Origin of the sequence: Terrabacter terrigena (assembly GCF_042676085.1) — a bacterium.
GTDB lineage: Bacteria > Actinomycetota > Actinomycetes > Actinomycetales > Dermatophilaceae > Terrabacter > Terrabacter terrigena.
Map to the genome: position 1 here is coordinate 1 of NZ_JBHTKH010000015.1, position 17,293 is coordinate 17,293.

Below are 17,293 nucleotides of genomic sequence, written 5' to 3' on the forward strand. Positions count from 1 at the left end.
GGGACGAGCTCGCAGAGCTCTCCCACGAGCTGCAGAAATGAACGAGGTGACGTCATGAGCGTCGCTGTCGCCCACCAGGTCTCGGCCACGGCAACCCGCGCGCTACAGGAGGGGGCGCGCGAGGCCGCCTTCCGCCAAGTCCGGCTGGACATCATCCATGTCGTCGATTCACTCGACGAGGACATCGCGGAGGCGAACCGCGCCGGAATATCGGATGCAATAGAGAAGGCCCTGGCCGATGACAGCCTTCTGTCCGGCATCACCTGGGACCTGCATCTCGTCGCCAGCAAGCCAGGCGTTCCCGACGTCGCCTCCGCCATCCTCGGCAAGATCAAGGAGATAGCGCCGGACCTTGTGGTCATCGGCGCCCGGCGAAGGTCGCCTGTCGGCAAGGCCTTCCTCGGCAGTGTGACCCAGAACATCCTCCTTGACGCCGACGTTCCCGTGCTCGTCGTCAAGAGTCCACGTTAGGAGAGTCGTCGCGCCCTCCCCGAGCGGGAGGGCGCGACGGCATACGCGATGAAGGGGACAATGCCGAGTTCCGTGGACGGCACCGGGTCACCCCACGAGCATCGCTTGGGGACATAGCCGCCCATCGATCTGGGTCCGCCGTGAAGCGCGGTGTTCTGGACGGCACGCCGACGGACTCCGCGAGCACTTGGGCCGTCGCCGGCGAAGGGCCGAGCCCCATTGCCGAGCCCGCTCGACCTGCGCCTACCTGACGTGGTGGCAGCGCAGCGGGTGGGCGCCGACACCACGGAGGTGGCAACGTCGCACGTGCCGAGATGTCCCGCCATCGGTCACGACCGACCTGAGTGCCGGGCGTCACGCGCCGTCAGTGGACGACCGTGTGGCCCGGCCGGACCTGCGCACCGGCCAGGTCGGGCGGGTGGACTGTGATCTACCCGCCGGACCCCAGGGGTTGGTGCACGTGGACTTCTCGGTGAGGGCGCGGAGGCTCCCGTCAGGCTCGGTCGAGCCGGCTGACCTGGTCGGGGGTGAGTGTGAGGTCGGCTGCTGCGGCGGAGGCGCGGATCGTCTCGGGCCTGCTCGAGCCGGGGATGGGAATCACCACGGGTGACTTAGCCAGCATCCATGCGAGGGTGACCTGCTGCGGGGTGACGTCGAGCTCCTCGGCGATCTCTCCGAAGGGGCGGTACGTGACGCCCAGGTCCGCGGCGTTGCGGATGCCGCCGAGCGGGCTCCAGGGCAGGAAGGCGATGCCGAGCTCGTCGCAGAGCCGGAGCTCGACCTCGCTGGAACGGAAGGCAGGCGAGAACTGGTTCTGCACGGATGCGAGGCGCCCGCCGAGGATCTCCTGTGCCGCGCGGATCTGGTCGGGGTCGGCGTTGGAGATGCCGGCCATCCGGATCTTGCCCTCATCAAGCAGGTCGCGGATCGCTCCGATGGAGTCCTCGTAGGGGACGTCCGGGTCGGGCCGGTGGAACTGGTAGAGCCCGATGGCCTCGACTCCGAGGCGGGCCAGGGACGCCTCGCAGGCCATCCGCAGGTGCTCCGGTGAGCCGTTGAGGGTCCAGCTGCCGCCGCCGGGGCGCAGGTGGCCGCCCTTGGTCGCGACCAGTACGCCGGAGGTGTCACCGCCGTAGGTCGCCAGCGCTGCGGCGATGAGTGACTCGTTGTGTCCGACGTCGTCCGCGCCGAGGTGGTAGGCGTCGGCGGTGTCGATGAGGGTGATGCCGGCGTCGAGCGCGGCGTGGATGGTGGCGATGGAGCGGGATCGCTCCGGGCGCCCCTCGATCGACATCGGCATGCCGCCGAGTCCGATCGCGCTGACCTTGGTGTGGCCGATCTGGCGCAGGTGCATGGGTGGTAGCTCCTTGGGTGTGGGTTCAGCCGGCGAGGATGGTCAGGTCGGCGGGCTGGCCCGCGCTCTGCGGGACGCTGCTTTCGCGGATCGCGTCGAGGACGCGCAGCAGGTCGAGCACGTCGAGCTTTCCCTCGGCGGCCACGTGGTGTGCCCAGTACTCGAGATCGGTGACGGTGGCGGTGACTGCGAGGCGGCTGGACTCCTCGGCGGTCAGGGGCTTTGGGACGTGCATGGCTGGTGGGTTTCCGTTCGGGTTTCGGGGTGCGGCTGGTGAGGTCAACGATCCCCGGCACCGGATTCACATGTCCAACAGTAGAAACTGATAGCAGTGTGCATCTACGCTTCTTGGTCATGGACCTGCGCCAGCTCGAACACTTCGTCACCGTGGCCGAGGAGAAGCACTTCACAAGGGCCTCGGAGCGGCTCTTCATCTCCCAGTCCGGGCTGTCCGCCTCGATCCGGGCGCTGGAGAAGGAGCTCGACGCCGAGCTGTTCGACCGCAACACCCGCCGGGTGGAGCTGACCGACGCCGGGCAGGCCCTGCTGGAGGAGTCGCGGCGCACCCTGGCCAGCGTGCTGGCCGCACGCGACGCGGTCGCCGCCGTCCAGGGTCTTCGGCGCGGACGGCTCCGGGTGGGCACCGAACAGTGCCTCGGCGCCGTCGACGTGCCCAGGGAGCTGGCCCATTTCCACGCCCAGCACCCCGGGGTGGAGCTTCTGGTCCAGCAGGCAGGGTCGGCCCGCCTCGTCGAGGAGGTCCACACCGGGCGCCTGGACGTCGCGTTCGTCGCCGGCCCTGCAGGCGCGCCGGAGGATGTGCGGTTCCTGCCTCTGGCCAGCGAGCCCATGACGTTGGTCTGCCGGCCCGAGCACGACCTGACCCGCATGAGGCGGATTGACTGGAAGAGCTTGTGCGACAAGCCCTTCGTCGACTTCAACACCGACTGGGGATCCCGGCAGGTGACCGACCGGGCGTTCGCCGCGGCCGGGGTCGCCCGAAAGATCGCCTCGGAGGTCAACGACGTCCACACCTTGCTGGACCTCGTCGAACACGGGCTCGGCATTGCCGTGGTCCCCGAGCACATCGCGCGCAAGAAGGCCGGCAAGCTCGCCAGCCTTCCGCTCCCGGCTGACGCTCCCAGCTGGGACGTGACGATCGCGGTCTCCGCCGGCGCCACCAGCGCCGCCGCGGCAACCTTCCTCGCCCCGATCCGCCAGCGGTTCGACGCCTGACCTCCCCCGCCCCGGCCTCTACCGCCAGCACTTGGACTGCGGCCGGTGGGCCTCGGCATACGCGATCACCGAACAGCCGGACAACAGGGCTGCGGCCAGCCACAAAGGCGCGGCAGGGTTCACCAGACGCAGCAGGACACCACCCGCGAGCCCGGCGAGCACCGCCACCACCGGCGTCAGACGCCGGCCACGCACCCACCACGAGGACGCGTCGGCCACCACGCCGGTGACCGTCAGGGTCAGCACAGTGGTGGTCGGATCGGGCCAGCCTGCGGGCGACCGCGTTCTGGCCGCCCATCACCCTCGCGAGCAGCCCGACCAGGCACAGCTGCGCGGTTGACCTCTCAACTCGCGGTCCCCGCAACGATGGCCGCGGCAAGGACCAGCGCGGCTGCGCCGCCGCGTCGACGACCAGCAGGTGCCCGCGGAGCGGGCCCGGTGCAGCGCCTCCGCCCACACTGTCCGCATGGAGCCGCGCCTTCCCCGAAGAGGTCGACGTCAAGGATTACGCCTGAGCTCCGCCCTGAAGTCGGCCGACCTCGGCGCGAGCCGCGGCGACGAGTTCTTCGTTGGTGTGGGCCTTGCCCCACAGGCCCCAGCCGCCATCGACTGCCTCCGTCAGGAGCACCCAGGTGCGATCCCTGAGGCCCTCGTCTCCAGCGGCCTCGGCGACGATGCTAGTGAACTGCTCGACGACCGTCTGCTGTTTCTGTCGGTCCAGCGCGCCGGCGTTGGTGAACACCTGAATGCGGACATAGTTCGACTCGCCGTTCACATTCGACAGGGCACCCACGGCGAGCTCGTGCACGAACGCCGCCGTGTTGTTCGTGAACATGGGAATCGGCGGAACACCCTCGATTCCCATGAGCGTTCTGGCGAGATTCTGCGCGAGTGCGGTGGTGTCGGCGAAGGTGCCTTGCGCGGCGTAGACATCGATCATCGGCATGGGGTGGCCTCCTGGATCGGATTCTGTATGGCGTTCTGCTTCTCTATGCACGTTGGCATAGTGACCGCAGGTTTGGTCTGGGAGCTAGTGGGAAGGATGAGAGTCATGGCGACACCGAGGAGTACCCCGACGAGCCGGCGGCCGTCGCCCACGCGCTGAACACCAGGCCCCGCAAGACCCTCGGCTGGAGAGACCAGCCGAAGCCTTCGACGAGCACCTACTCTCGATCCATCAAGCCGGTGTTGCATCCACCGGCTGAACCCGGTCAGTACGTCGCCGGGCGTTGCACCCAGCGCTTCGCCGACGCCGGGGCGGTCGCCTCCGTCTACCGTCGTGGCGTCAGTTCAGGCCTCCACTAGACCCGGAATGGACACTCCGTGCGGTTGCCGCTGCCGCGCGGCTGCCCGGTGGCCATCAACGACCTCGCAGTTGTCGGAAGTTGGTTCTACGTCACGGGTGCACCGGCAAGCCATAACCGTGATTGAGCCGGATGGACTCCATCAGCCAGAACCCCACGTCCGGCGTGAACACGTCCGCCGCTGCGAGCACGCCGGTGTACCTCTCCATGACCGGCGCCGCCGTCGCGTCACCGACTGCGTTGAGATAGCCCTTCACGCCGGCCCAGACGTTCGCGCCTCCGGCCGTGAAGTACGGCGTCGGATCGACGGTATCGAGGGCGTTTCTCGCGCTGGCCTCGAGATCGGACATGTACCGCTGGTGCAGCTGGACATCGGCGCGCGTCCCGAGCCGGCCCAGGTGGCCGCTGATCAGGCTCTTCCACGGGTAGGTCAGCGCGGTCGCGGGCATCCCGAGGTAGCCCGGGATGTCGTCTGACAGGTTGACCACGTAAACGGGCACCCACCCCGCGTTGACGATGTCAACCATCATCAGCGCGTCGTGATCGGGGAAGTGGATGACGCTGTTGTCGGGCGTGTGGTTCGGACCGTGCCAAGCGAGCTCGAACCGTTCACCGCCGATCTCCATCGTCCGACGGTCACTGAAGGTCTCTTCGGGTGCCGGTCGGGCTGGGTCATCGTCGCGCAGGAGAAGTCGCCGGGTCTCCTCGTGCCCGATCCGCACGACATCCGTGCCGAAGAGCGAGGAGGCGCCGCCGTGGTCTGCGTGGTGATGGGTGTGGACGAGGTAGGCCACCCGGTTGCTTACGCCGTTGGCCTGCGCGATCTCGTCGATCGCCCGCTGGATGTTGTGCCCGATGCTCGGTGGCGCGTCGAACAGGACGACGCCGTCCTGGGTCGTCAGGAAGGCGGCCTGATACACCCCATCTGTCACCCAGTACAGGTTTCTCTCGACCCGCCCCACGGCGTAGCCCTGCTCGTTGAGAGCGGGCCCGAACGACGACTCAGGGATGGGCGCGTAGTCAGAGACGGCGGTGTCGGCCGTCGATCGTTGGTTGCTCATCAGGGGCCTCCTTCGTGGGTTCGCCTGGCTCGCCAGGCAGTAGAGGCGATCCTCCGCTCCGGAGGTGCGGGCTCGAATCCCGGATCTCCGTAGTCCTGCGGCCGGTCGCGCCACAGGGCTACCGTCGGAGCGTGCTGGGAGAAGCAGCGCACGACGTTCGTTCCCATCTGGACCTGGTGGGAAGGAAGCGGGAGCGTGCTGTGCTCGACAGGCTCCTCGGGGCGACGGACGGGGAGAACGGCGTGGTTCTTGTCGTCCATGGAGAGCCAGGCGTCGGCAAGACAGCGCTGCTCGACTACGCCGCCGTGGCGGGCCAAGGCTTTCGCGTCGCCCGGACCAGCGGCGTCGAAGGGGAGATGGAACTCCCCTTCGCCGCGCTCCAGCAGCTGTGCTCGCCGGTCCTCGATCTGAGGGAACGGCTCCCGCGACCGCAGCGTGATGCCCTGAACGTGGCATTCGGCCTGAACGCGGGCGCAGCTCCGAGCCCGTTCCTCGTTGGGCTGGCGACTCTGGGGTTGCTCTCAGAGGCGGCGAAGGACACTCCGCTCGTCGTCATCGTCGACGACGCGCAATGGCTCGATGCCGGGTCCCAGCGCGCACTCGCGTTCGTCGCCCACCGCCTGTTCGCGGAGAGGATCGCGCTACTGTTCGGAACGCGCCAGCCGAGCGGCGGGCTGACGCGTCTCCCGGAACTGCACGTCGAGCCATTGGGGCGTCGCGACGCCAACGCGCTCCTCGTCTCAGTGCTGCCGGCACCGCTGGACGATTCGGTGCTCGACCGGGTTGTCGCAGAGACACGCGGCAATCCGCTCGCCCTGCTCGAGTTACCCCGCGGGCTGACGCCGACGCAGCTCGCCGGCGGTTTCGGTCTACCCGCGAACGTCCCCTTGTCCGCGAGCATCGAGGTAAGTTTCACGCGACGTCTTTCATCACTTCCGCGGGACGACCGACGCCTGCTGCTCGTCGCCGCCGCCGATCCGGTCGGCGACCCCGAGCTCGTTCGACGAGCCGCCAGATACCTCGGCGTCCCGGATACGACGGTCGGTGTCCTCGAGTCGCAGGGACTGCTGGTCTTCGCTCCCAGGGTCGTGTTCCGTCATCCACTCGTCCGTTCGGCCGTGTACCGGGCCGCTGGGCTGCACGAACGGCGCGACGTGCACCAGGCACTGGCAGCCGCAACAGATCCTGACCTCGACCCGGATCGGCGGGCCTGGCACCGCGCACAAGGGACCGCGACGCCCGACGAGGAGATCGCCACGGAGTTGGAACGCTCCGCGGCGCGCGCACAGGCCCGGGGCGGTCTCGCGGCCGCCGCCGCGTTCCTCGAGCGCGCGGCCACGCTGACGCCCGAGCCATCCCGCCGCGCGACGCGCGCTCTGACCGCTGCAGAGACGAAGGTTCAGGCGGGCGCCCTCGAGGATGCCTCGCAACTCCTCGCGTCGGCCGAGGCGACCGGCAGCCTCAACGAGTTCGAGCTGGCACGAGCCAACCTCAGCCGCGCGCAGATCGCCTTCGTCGCAACCCATGGCAGCGACGCACCGGCGTTGCTGCTCGAGGCCGCTGGACGGCTGAGCACCCTCGATCCGTCACTCGCACGTCAGACGTATCTCGATGCGCTCTCGGCGGCACTGTTCGCCGGGCGGCTCGCCCAGCCGGGCGCACGCGCACTCGAGGTCGCGCAGGCCGCCCGAACCGCGCCGGCGCCCACCCTCAAGGGCCGTGGACCGGATCTGCTGCTCGACGCGCTCACCACGCTGCTCAGCGGCAGCTACACCGAAGCCGCGCCCAGGCTTCGCCGCGCCGTGAACGCCTTCGGCACCGACAAATTCGCAGCCGAGCAGATACGTTGGATGTGGCTCGCGACCATCGCGTCCGTCCAACTCTGGGACGACGCGGAGTGGGAGACGCTGTCCGAGCGCCACATCCGGATCGCACGCACGACTGGGGCGCTGGGCGACCTCCCTCTTGCTCTCACCCAACGCATCTACCTTCATCTCCTCAGCGGCGAGCTGGAAGCGGCGGCGTCGCTGGTCGCTGAGATCCAGCGGGTGACCGACACGACGGGGAGCGACCTCGCTCCGTACGGCGCCGTGGGGCTCGCCGCGTTTCGGGGTGACCAGGCCGAAGCCTCGTATCTGATCGAACGGACCCGAGTCGAAGTGCGGTCTCGCGGAGAAGGCATCGGACTCTCGGTCCTCGATTGGGCCACCGCGACCCTCAACAACGGCCTCGGCCGATACGAGGAGGCATTGGAAGCCGCGCAGCGCGTCGCCCCGCGGGACCTCAACCCTTCGATGTGGATCATGGCCGAACTGATCGAGGCAGCAGTCCGGGCCGGAACCCCCGAGGCCGCCGGGGCCGCCCAGAGCAGACTCGCCTCCATCGCCGAGGCAACCGGCACCGACTGGGCAGCGGGGATCGCATCACGCTCGGCAGCCTTGATTGCCGAAGGACCGTCCGCCGAGGCCCTTTACGCAGCAGCAGTCAACCGCCTAGGACGGACTCGGATCGCCGTGGATCTTGCACGTGCCCGCCTTCTGTACGGCGAGTGGCTGCGGCGTGAGCGGCGGCGCATGGACGCGCGGGCGGAGCTGCGCGCCGCCTACGAGCTCTTCTCCGACTTCGGCATGGAGGCCTTCGCCGAGCGGGCGAGGATCGAGCTGCTGGCGACCGGCGAGCATGCCCGCTCGCGAACCGTCGACATCTCCGAGCAGCTCACGCCGCGGGAGGCGCAGATCGCCCACCTAGCGGCCAAGGGCAGCACCAACCGAGAGATTGCTTCTCAGTTGTTCATCAGCCCGAACACGGTCGAGTACCACCTGCGCAAGGTGTTCCGGAAACTCGAAGTCAAGTCACGCACCCAGCTCGGCAGCCGCATCTCCTAGCTACACGTCGCTCCGACGAGGGCATGATCATCCAGGTGCTTCAGCGGGTCGGGGCAACTCGCGTGGCCGGCGCTCTGGGCGATCTGAGCCCAAGGAGGCTGGGTGGGCGAGGAAGGCGATCTACGCCGAAGGTTCAGACGACGTCCCTGTCATCGGCACGACCGATTGGCGGCATGACCGGCAAGGGCCGCGCTCAACGCGGCAGGTGCGGATATGTCGATGAGACCCGCTCATCAAGTCGGAGTGGCCGGCGTGATTTCGGCCCGCGGCTGTTGCCGCCGAACGCAGCATCGAGCTGAGAGCATCTCGAGGTGGCTGACGCGATGTTCGGCTTGACCCCGGCCGAACGAGACCTGGGCGCGGCGGGAGGATTCACCACGTCCCTGCGCGAGGACGGGCAGAGCAAGACGCCTGTCACGTACTTGGACTTCACCGTGGACGCGAACCCGTTGTTCAGCTCGCTGGCTGAGTTGACGCCCGGCCCCTTCGATTTCGTCGGTGTTATTCAGGATGCGTGGCCCATCGAGACCGTCGCCGCGATCCAGCGGCTGCTCGGTGAAGCTTCAGGCGATCTGCCCGACGGACGCGTCTCCCTGTATGTGTGTCCTGAATGCGGTGACCTCGGCTGCGGTGCCGTAACCGCCAGGCTCCTCCTTGATGCGGAAGCGGTTACCTGGCAGGCAATCGGATGCCAAACCGACTACGACGAGAGCGCCTCAGCGCTCGGGGAGGATGGCGTCTTCCCAGACATTTCGTTCAACCGAGACTCTTACGAGCAAGTGCTCCGTCAAGAGCGAGCCAGAGTCGCGCGCGCGATCGACACATTCGAGTATCCATACCAGCACGACCGGCGACTGCGTCGAGAACGACGAGCCCGCGCGATTCGACGCCTCTTTCCCCATCGCTGACGACCGCCTCCCTAGAGCGCTGGTCGCGGCAGAAGCGGAAAGCTCACGGCAGGCGCGGGTCAGGCGAGGAGTCTTTCGCGAAGTTGAGTGGGTCGTGCACATGCGGGCTCTGTTCAGACCCGGAGCTTCGGGGAGGCAGCCATCGCGCCGGCTGCAGGGTGCGCGGGTACCGTCGGGTGATGAGCCAAGGACATTCCAAGGATCCGATCCAAACGCGGGCTGAGCTGTTGCCGGAGGAATGGGCGGTAGGGAGCGATGACCCAGAGATGCAGGCCCGCGTGATCCTCGACGAGTCGGAGGCGCGCACCGAGGACCCGGAGCGCACGCGGAAGGAGTCCACCCAGACGCCGGGCGAGGCTTAACCACCGGGCGAGGTCGCCTACGAGGGTGCCGTCCCCGCTTCGCGGGCGGCGGAGGGGTCATCGGGGCACGTAGCGGGCAACTCTCGGCCGTTGCGCTGCGCTGCGTCCCAATGAGGAGTAAGCCGGAACCTTGGGCTCGAACGCATCCAGACTCCCCAGGGGCTACTCAGCCCGTCCGCAGACCCTCGACCTCGAAGGGAGGCAAGTCATGATCAAACGCCTATCTATCACAGCCATCGCTGGAGTTGTTGCGATGATGGCCTTTGCCCCCGCAGCTTCAGCGGATCCCAAGAACACCACGATCCCGTTGAGCTGCGACAACGGTCAGACGGTGGAGGCCGCCTTCAACGGAAATGGGGACTTCACTCCAGGGCACGTTGTCGGCAGCACGGCAACGTTCGTCATTCAGTCCCTTCAGGCGACGGCGACCTTCACGCCGACCGGTGGCGACCCCGTAGTCGTGCAGCAACTCGACACGACCAAGCCGAACGTGCACGGAAATCTTGTGACCTGCCATTTCGACTTCGTGCGACAGACCCCCACGGGGTCCTTCCACGGGGTCGGTACCTCAGTCGTGTTCATCACGCCCGCTTCGTAGGAGGGATACCCGAGGGCCTCCGGACACCAACCATACGTGGGCATCTGGTCGCGGGCCCATGGGGAACGCCCCGGCTCAACACGAGTCCGGGGCTTCGGGTGACCGCCTGTCCGGGGCGCACCACACCCCTTGCCGTGTCGGCGGTCCGCGAGATCTACCCATCACCCCCGGCCTTCTTCGCCTGCATCTCCTACGCCGGCACGCGGCCCGCCGAGGTGAGCACCTCGCAATCAAGACCTCGACCTGCCCGACGACCACACGTCTTGGGGGACTTCTCACTCTCGAAGGATCGACCCAGACCGCGGGGCGGGCATGGACTGACTCAGCCCGGGCGGACGAGGACCGAGCACTCAAACACCGCGCACGGAAGGCGACTCGTGCAGCACTGGCACCTCCAGAGCTCGTCCAGGCCCTCAGGCGGCATCCGGCGAACTACGCCCCTGGTCTCGCGGGGCGCCTGTTCGTGACGCGCGAGGGCAGGGCCGGAGTGCCCCTCAGCGCGCCGGATGCCACACCGCAGTCCACGGGCACGGTCGACCGGGTGTGAGACCTTGCCCGTCGACAGGCTCTGACCGATGCGGAGCATGCCTCGCCGCTCGCCAAGCGCCCCAACGACTTGAGGCAGGCCGCAGTCTCCCTCTGGCTGAACGCGGGAGTCCCGGCAACGCAGGTCGCGGAGTGGGCCGGGCACCACGACGACGTGCGAAATTTCCCCGCGTTTTCCCCGCGATGAGCAGTAGAAGGCCGAAGTGGCGCCGCGGTCAGCTGGGCCGACGAACGCCAGAAGGGCCCCCGACCAGCGCTTCCGCTGGTCAGAGGCCCTTCTGAGCACTGGGTGGCAGGTGAAGGATTCGAACCTTCGAAGCTTTCGCGACGGATTTACAGTCCGCTCCCATTGGCCGCTCGGGCAACCTGCCTCGGTGCGTCTGGAAGGATAGCAAGAGATCGGGCGGGCTCCGAATCGGGATCTCGACGACGCTCTTGTCGTGTCCGCAGGCCCGTGATCGCCCCGCCCGACAGACCAGCTCTCAGCACGCGGAAGGACCCAACACCCATGGCCGACTCCTCCTTCGACATCGTCAGCAAGTTCGACAAGCAGGAGATCGCGAACGCGGTCAACAGCGCCAGCAAGGAGATCGCGACACGTTACGACTTCAAGAACGTCGGCGCCTCCGTCGACCTCGCCGGTGAGGTCATCAAGATGAAGGCGAACACCGAGGAGCGTTGCCTCGCCGTCCTCGACGTCGTCCAGACGCACCTCGTCAAGCGCAAGGTCAGCCTCAAGCACCTCGACGTGCCCGAGGCCGGTCCGCGTCTCTCCGGCAAGGAGTACCACCTCGACGCACCGCTCAAGGAGGGCATCTCGCAGGAGAACGCGAAGAAGATCAACAAGCTGATCCGCGACGAGGGGCCCAAGGGCGTCAAGAGCCAGATCCAGGGCGACGAGCTGCGTGTCTCGAGCAAGAGCCGCGACGACCTCCAGGCCGTCCAGCGCATGCTGCGCGAGGCCGACCTCGACGTCGCGCTCACCTTCACCAACCAGCGCTGACGCTCGGGTTCGCCTGCACGACAGGCCAACCCACCTCGACCGACCACGTATGCCGCCCGCCGCGCCGGGCGGCATACGTGCCTATCAGACGGGGCGGGCGAGCCCGCGCAGGTCGGGGAAGACCTCGACCGCGAGGGGCCACCAGAAGAGGTGCCCGCAGAGACTCGCGTACTCCTCCGGCGTGACCCACCGTGTCTCGTGGATGCCGTCGTCACCGTCGTTGATCGCGGGCCGGACGTCCTCGAGCCGGGTGCGGAACACCTGCAGGTACGGCTTCTCACGCGAGAAGAGGTTGTCGTCGTTGCGCGGCGTGAATCTCTCGTAGCCGCAAGGGAGCACGTCCGGATGACGCAGCTTCAGACCCGTCTCCTCGAACGTCTCCCTGACGGCGTTCTCGACCGGCGTCTCGTCCTCCTCGCGCCAACCGCCGGGCGACCCCCACTCGCCCCGACGGACGCTGTGGACGACGACGAAGTCACCGCGTCGGTCGCGGACGAACACCATCGCGGCGAGCACGCGCGAGGCATCGAGCGGCTCGTCGGACGCCACGAGGTCGACGTCGCTCGGGCCGTTGGGGAACGACACGTCGAGGATGCGGCGGACGCCCCTGTCGCGCTTGCGCTTGCGCAACCGGAGCCCCGACGCGTTGAGCCGGCGCGCGAGGTCGACGCCCGTCGTCCGTGTGGCCCCGGCGTCGATCACCGACTGCCAGCGCCCCTCCGGCACGTCGTAGTGGTCGCCGTCGAACGAGCGCGGGTGCAGCTGCGCGCGGCGCGCGACGGCGTGCAGCTCGTCGTAGGAGGTGTCGCTGACGAGGTGCGCGAAGAGCCGACCATGGGCGGGCCAGATGGGCTCGTCGATCCACACGGTCATGGGTCCGAGCCTAGGGCAGGCGCTCCCGGGAGCCCGCCACCGCGGCCCTGTGGATGACAGCCGCGCCGCTCCCGCCGCCCGACCTAGCCTCGAACGAACGCGGCCACCACCGGGTCGGCCACCGATCGAGGAGTAGACACATGTCCCGTTCCGTCGTTGACACCGAACGCATCGCCGCGGCAGCCGGCGACATCCACCGGCTGGCCGACACCATCACCTCGAGCACCGCCGAGCTGCGCGGCCGGCTCGCCGGCATGGGCGCGGACTGGCAGGGGCCGGCCAAGGTCGAGTTCGAGCGCGTCATGCACGACTACCAGCGCATCCAGGCGCAGATGACCGAGGCGCTCGCCGACGTCGGCCGCCTCACCCTCAAGGCCTCGACGGCCTACGCCGAGCACGAGAACGCCACCCGCGCCCTCTTCGCCCGCTGACCCGACCTTCGCGGGGCAGTCGCTACCGGACGGCATACGGCCGCACGAAACGCCGAAGGGCGGCTCCCCTCGCGGGGAACCGCCCTTCGGACGTGACTGCGTCGCGTGGAGCTGCTGGGCTCAGAAGCCCATGCCGCCCATGCCACCCATGTCGTCGCCACCCGGCATGGCCGGAGCGTGCTTCTCGGGCTTGTCGGCGATGACGGCCTCGGTCGTGAGGAACAGCGCAGCGATCGACGCGGCGTTCTGCAGTGCCGAGCGCGTCACCTTGACCGGGTCGATGATGCCGGCGGCCAGCAGGTCGCAGTACTCGCCCGTGGCGGCGTTGAGGCCGTGACCGGCCTCGAGACCGCGCACCTTCTCGGCCACGACTCCACCCTCGAGACCGGCGTTGATCGCGATCTGCTTGAGCGGGGCCTCGGTCGCGACGCGCACGATGTTGGCGCCGGTCGCCTCGTCACCCTCGAGCGAGAGCTCCTCGAGAGCCTTGGCGGCCTGGATGAGCGCCACGCCACCACCGGCGACGATGCCCTCCTCGACGGCAGCCTTCGCGTTGCGGACGGCGTCCTCGATGCGGTGCTTGCGCTCCTTGAGCTCGACCTCGGTGGCCGCGCCCGCCTTGATGACGGCGACGCCGCCGGCGAGCTTGGCGAGGCGCTCCTGGAGCTTCTCGCGGTCGTAGTCGGAGTCCGACTTCTCGATCTCGGCCTTGATCTGGGCGATGCGGCCCTCGATCTGGCTGCGGTCCTCGGCGTCCTCGACGATGGTCGTCTCGTCCTTGGTGACGACGACCTTGCGAGCGCGGCCGAGCAGGTCGAGGGTGGCGTTCTCGAGCTTGAGACCGACCTCCTCGGAGATGACCTGGCCACCCGTGAGGATGGCGATGTCGGTGAGCATCGCCTTGCGGCGGTCGCCGAAGCCCGGAGCCTTGACGGCGACGGACTTGAACGTGCCCTTGATCTTGTTGACGACGAGGGTCGCGAGGGCCTCACCCTCGATGTCCTCGGCGATGATCAGCAGCGGCTTGCCGGACTGCATGACCTTCTCGAGCAGCGGGACGAGGTCCTTGATGCTGCCGATCTTGCTGTTGGCGACGAGCACGTAGGCGTCGTCGAGGACGGCCTCCATGCGCTCGGTGTCGGTGACGAAGTACGCCGAGATGTAGCCCTTGTCGAAGCGCATGCCCTCGGTCATCTCCAGCTCGAGACCCATGGTGTTGGAGTCCTCGACGGTGATGACGCCTTCCTTGCCGACCTTGTCCATCGCCTCGGCGATGAGCGCGCCGATCTCCTCGTCGGCCGCCGAGATGCTGGCGGTCGAGGCGATCTGCTCCTTGGTCTCGATCTCCTTGGCCTGCTCGAGCAGACGGGCGGAGACGGCCTCGACAGCCTTCTCGATGCCCCGCTTGAGGGCCATCGGGTTGGCGCCCGCGGCAACGTTGCGCAGGCCCTCCTTGACCATGGCCTGGGCGAGCACGGTCGCCGTCGTCGTGCCGTCACCGGCGACGTCGTCGGTCTTCTTTGCAACTTCCTTGACGAGCTCCGCGCCGATCTTCTCGTACGGGTCGTCGAGCTCGATCTCCTTGGCGATCGAGACACCGTCGTTGGTGATCGTGGGGGCGCCCCACTTCTTCTCCAGCACGACGTTGCGGCCCTTCGGGCCGAGGGTCACGCGGACGGCGTCGGCGAGGATGTTCATCCCTCGCTCGAGGCCGCGACGCGCCTCTTCGTCAAACGCAATGGTCTTGGCCATTCGGGTGGTTCCTCCCACGCGAATCGATGGTGGTGGCCCGCATGACGCCCGCGACGGACGGGACCGGTCTTCCCAGCTTCATGTCGCTGCGAACCCAGCCCCTCGGCATACGGCCCATTTCTGTCACTCCCACCTGGAGAGTGCTAACGCCATTATTGGCACTCTCGGGGTGAGAGTGCAAACAAAACGACGGAGTCACGCAGCGATCTCAGGCAGCGGGCTCGAGCGCGGCGGCCAGGCGGGCGGCATACGCGGCGGACTCCTCCTCGGAGGCATACGTGGTGCGCGGCCAGAAGAACCCGCGCAGACCGTCACCCCTGGTGCGCGGTACGACGTGCACGTGCAGGTGCGGCACCGACTGGCTCACGACGTTGTTCATCGCGACGAAGGTGCCCTGTGCCCCCAGGCCCGCAACGGCTGCGGCGGCGAGGCGACGTGCCGCCCCGAGCAGGCCGGCGTGCAGGTCGTCGGGCAGGTCGAGCAGCGTGTCGACGTGCACGCGCGGCACGAGCAGGACGTGGCCCTTGAACACGGGCCGCCGGTCGAGGAAGCCGACGAAGTCCGGCTCGTCGAGCACCAGGTCGCTGGGCAGGTCGGCGGCGACGATCGAGCAGAAGACGCAGTCCATGGCCACAGGCTGCCACGCAGCGTGGCCCCCGTCGCGGACGTCACGACGGGGGGCCACGGCCGGGGCGATCCGCATCAGCAGATGATGAGCAGGAAGCAGCCGCCGTCGGACGGCGTCGGAGAGCTCGTGGGCGTGGGTCGCGGCGAGGTCGGCTTGGGCTTCGGCCCGCCCTTGGTCGACGTCGGGCTCGGCACGGCGGTCGACGACGACGGGGTCGGCGACGTGCGGTCGGGGGCTGGCGGGGGCGCCACCGTCGAGGTGGACGTCGGGCGGGGCACCGGGGCCCGGGTGGTGGGCACCTGCGACGTCGCGTCAGTGGCAGGTTCGACGACAGCAGTAGCGGGAGCCTGCTCCGAGGACGTGCCCGGAGGGCGCGCGGCGGTGCTGGACGTGCCGGGCGCGTCCGACGTGCCGGAAGAGGTGCCCCAGCCGTCGTCCGGGGTCGTCTCGGCGAAGTCCGAGCCGCGGACGTCGGGGAAGACGCCCGCCCCCATCGCCTCCTCGCGCCAGCTGTCGCCCGACCAGAAAACGACGGCCCCGGTTGCGAGGAGGGCGAACGCCGCGAGGGCTGCCGCGATGACGACGCGTCGGCGTCGGCGCCCGCCGGGGTCGGGCCGGACGTCGGTGGAGGGCTCGAAGGACATGGCTCACAAACGTAGAGGAACCGCGCCGCGATCGCCCGTCCGGAGCGTCGGTCGCAGTCGGCCACTACGGTGGGACGGTGCCGGAGGAGACATGGATCACATCGCCGGACCGGTCATGACCGCCGACCGGAGAGAGAGCGGCGGCGCCGCAGCGGGCCCGGCGACGGCGGGCGCTCCGGGGCCCCCGACCCAGGGCTTCGTCGAGGTCGCCGACCGGGTCTTCGTGGCGCGCTACCGGCAGTGGGACGTCAACGTGGGACTCGTCCTGGGCCGCGACGGCGCCGTCGTCATCGACACCCGGGCGAGCGACGTCCAGGGCCGCCACGTGCTCGACGACGTGCGCCGGCTCGGTCGCGACATCGAGGTGCGCCACGTCGTCAACACGCACGTCCACTTCGACCACACCTTCGGCAACGTGGCGTTCGAGGTGGCCACGGTGCACGCCCACGACAACGTCGGGCGCACGCTCGCCGGCGCCGCGGAGCACATCAAGCAGGCCCTGCGAGCCGACCCCGGGGGCGCACCCGAGTTCGGCTACACCGAGAGCGACGCCGCCGAGGTCGTGGCGACCGCCGTCCGCGGCCCCGACCGCACCTTCGGGTCCAACGCGACCATCGACCTCGGTGACCGCGTCGTCACCATGACGTATGCCGGCCGCGGCCACACCGACGGAGACGTCGCCGTCGTCGTGCCCGACACCGGCGCGGTCTTCCTCGGCGACCTCGTCGAGGAGAGCGCGCACCCGTCGTTCGGTGGCGACTGCTGGCCGCTCGAGTGGGCCGACACCCTCACCACGCACCTGGTGCAGGTCGACGACAGCTCCGTCGTCGTGCCCGGCCACGGCCGCCCCGTCGACGTGGCCTTCGTGACCCGGCAGCGCGACCACATCGCCGCGGTCGCAGCGGTGATCCGCGAGCGCCGGCTCTCCGGCGGCTCGCTCGAGCAGGCGCTGCGCGACACCGACGCGCGCCTGCCGTACCCGCTCGCCGACCTCGAGTCGGCGATCCGCCGCGGCTGGGAGCACCTCGCGCCACCCGCCCCCTGACCCGGCCAGCCACCGCCGAACCGCTCGAGGAACCACGGCCCCTCGAGCATCGTCGTGCCGACGCCGGCGGGCGGCCGGTAGGAGGCGTACTCACTGACCATCCGCGGCCCGACGCGGGCGCGGGTCACGGTGCGCCCGCCCGTGGCGGGGGCGAGCCGCGTCGACGAGGTGCTGGCTGCGGGTTCCCCGCGC

17 protein-coding genes and 1 tRNA gene are annotated in these 17,293 nt (G+C 68.9%); 8 read left to right on the top strand and 10 right to left on the bottom strand.

All coding sequences use genetic code 11. The features are described 5' to 3' along the window. Positions 1-54: 54 nt before the first annotated feature. Positions 55-471 (top strand): universal stress protein, encoded by a 417-nt coding sequence (locus ACFQ2V_RS17440; RefSeq protein WP_386054132.1) that lies wholly within the window; start codon positions 55-57, stop codon positions 469-471. A gap of 493 nt (positions 472-964) precedes the next feature. On the opposite strand, the gene ACFQ2V_RS17445 is transcribed toward ACFQ2V_RS17440, so the two are convergent. Continuing rightward, positions 965-1,825 (bottom strand): aldo/keto reductase, encoded by an 861-nt coding sequence (locus ACFQ2V_RS17445; RefSeq protein ID WP_386054133.1) that lies wholly within the window; start codon positions 1,823-1,825, stop codon positions 965-967. A gap of 25 nt (positions 1,826-1,850) precedes the next feature. Then, on the bottom strand, positions 1,851-2,060 hold the full coding sequence (locus ACFQ2V_RS17450) for a hypothetical protein (protein ID WP_386054134.1): 210 nt from the start codon (positions 2,058-2,060) through the stop codon (positions 1,851-1,853). A 29-nt stretch (positions 2,061-2,089) separates the two neighbouring features. On the opposite strand from ACFQ2V_RS17450, the gene ACFQ2V_RS17455 reads away from it, so the two are divergent. Further along, positions 2,090-3,061 carry a LysR family transcriptional regulator gene (locus ACFQ2V_RS17455; RefSeq protein WP_386054135.1) on the top strand — a complete coding sequence of 324 codons (972 nt, stop codon included), beginning with the start codon at positions 2,090-2,092 and terminating at the stop codon, positions 3,059-3,061. 18 nt (positions 3,062-3,079) lie between these two features. Here ACFQ2V_RS17455 and ACFQ2V_RS17460 read toward each other — a convergent pair whose 3' ends face one another. From ACFQ2V_RS17460 to ACFQ2V_RS17470, 3 genes are all read right to left on the bottom strand, one after another. Beyond that, on the bottom strand, positions 3,080-3,307 hold the full coding sequence (locus ACFQ2V_RS17460) for a hypothetical protein (protein WP_386054136.1): 228 nt from the start codon (positions 3,305-3,307) through the stop codon (positions 3,080-3,082). A gap of 259 nt (positions 3,308-3,566) precedes the next feature. Then, positions 3,567-4,007, bottom strand: a complete 441-nt coding sequence (locus ACFQ2V_RS17465) for a tautomerase family protein (RefSeq protein WP_386054137.1) — start codon at positions 4,005-4,007, stop codon at positions 3,567-3,569. 450 nt (positions 4,008-4,457) lie between these two features. Next, positions 4,458-5,426 (bottom strand): MBL fold metallo-hydrolase, encoded by a 969-nt coding sequence (locus ACFQ2V_RS17470; RefSeq protein ID WP_386054138.1) that lies wholly within the window; start codon positions 5,424-5,426, stop codon positions 4,458-4,460. 131 nt (positions 5,427-5,557) lie between these two features. Between ACFQ2V_RS17470 and ACFQ2V_RS17475 the strand changes: the two genes are divergently transcribed. The 3 genes from ACFQ2V_RS17475 (at position 5,558) to ACFQ2V_RS17485 (ending at position 10,179) form a co-directional block, all read left to right on the top strand. Further along, on the top strand, positions 5,558-8,311 hold the full coding sequence (locus ACFQ2V_RS17475; protein ID WP_386054139.1) for a helix-turn-helix transcriptional regulator: 2,754 nt from the start codon (positions 5,558-5,560) through the stop codon (positions 8,309-8,311). Positions 8,312-8,622: 311 nt separating this feature from the next. Continuing rightward, positions 8,623-9,219 carry a hypothetical protein gene (locus ACFQ2V_RS17480; RefSeq protein WP_386054140.1) on the top strand — a complete coding sequence of 199 codons (597 nt, stop codon included), beginning with the start codon at positions 8,623-8,625 and terminating at the stop codon, positions 9,217-9,219. 570 nt (positions 9,220-9,789) lie between these two features. Then, on the top strand, positions 9,790-10,179 hold the full coding sequence (locus tag ACFQ2V_RS17485; RefSeq protein WP_386054141.1) for a hypothetical protein: 390 nt from the start codon (positions 9,790-9,792) through the stop codon (positions 10,177-10,179). 836 nt (positions 10,180-11,015) lie between these two features. Here the strand turns inward: ACFQ2V_RS17485 and ACFQ2V_RS17490 are convergent. Further along, positions 11,016-11,096: transfer RNA gene (locus tag ACFQ2V_RS17490), tRNA-Tyr, on the bottom strand. 137 nt (positions 11,097-11,233) lie between these two features. On the opposite strand from ACFQ2V_RS17490, the gene ACFQ2V_RS17495 reads away from it, so the two are divergent. Then, positions 11,234-11,728, top strand: a complete 495-nt coding sequence (locus ACFQ2V_RS17495; RefSeq protein ID WP_045190851.1) for a YajQ family cyclic di-GMP-binding protein — start codon at positions 11,234-11,236, stop codon at positions 11,726-11,728. Between the two features lie 84 nt (positions 11,729-11,812). Here ACFQ2V_RS17495 and ACFQ2V_RS17500 read toward each other — a convergent pair whose 3' ends face one another. Beyond that, entirely contained in the window at positions 11,813-12,601 is a 789-nt protein-coding gene (locus ACFQ2V_RS17500) for a DUF4031 domain-containing protein (protein ID WP_386054142.1), read from the bottom strand. 140 nt (positions 12,602-12,741) lie between these two features. Between ACFQ2V_RS17500 and ACFQ2V_RS17505 the strand changes: the two genes are divergently transcribed. Continuing rightward, on the top strand, positions 12,742-13,032 hold the full coding sequence (locus ACFQ2V_RS17505; RefSeq protein WP_150988825.1) for a WXG100 family type VII secretion target: 291 nt from the start codon (positions 12,742-12,744) through the stop codon (positions 13,030-13,032). A 120-nt stretch (positions 13,033-13,152) separates the two neighbouring features. Here the strand turns inward: ACFQ2V_RS17505 and groL are convergent, their stop codons facing one another. The 3 genes from groL to ACFQ2V_RS17520 form a co-directional block, all read right to left on the bottom strand. Beyond that, positions 13,153-14,784 (bottom strand): chaperonin GroEL, encoded by a 1,632-nt coding sequence (groL, locus tag ACFQ2V_RS17510; protein WP_386054143.1) that lies wholly within the window; start codon positions 14,782-14,784, stop codon positions 13,153-13,155. A gap of 208 nt (positions 14,785-14,992) precedes the next feature. After that, positions 14,993-15,487 carry an HIT family protein gene (locus ACFQ2V_RS17515; protein ID WP_386054144.1) on the bottom strand — a complete coding sequence of 165 codons (495 nt, stop codon included), beginning with the start codon at positions 15,485-15,487 and terminating at the stop codon, positions 14,993-14,995. Further along, positions 15,487-16,056, bottom strand: coding sequence for a hypothetical protein (locus ACFQ2V_RS17520; RefSeq protein ID WP_386054145.1), 570 nt, complete (start codon positions 16,054-16,056; stop codon positions 15,487-15,489). Before ACFQ2V_RS17520 ends, ACFQ2V_RS17515 begins: the two co-directional genes overlap by 1 nt. A 91-nt stretch (positions 16,057-16,147) precedes the next feature. Between ACFQ2V_RS17520 and ACFQ2V_RS17525 the strand changes: the two genes are divergently transcribed. Then, a complete protein-coding gene (locus ACFQ2V_RS17525) occupies positions 16,148-17,101 on the top strand; it encodes an MBL fold metallo-hydrolase (RefSeq protein ID WP_386054147.1) in 954 nt (317 codons plus the stop codon). Positions 17,102-17,293: the final 192 nt, after the last annotated feature.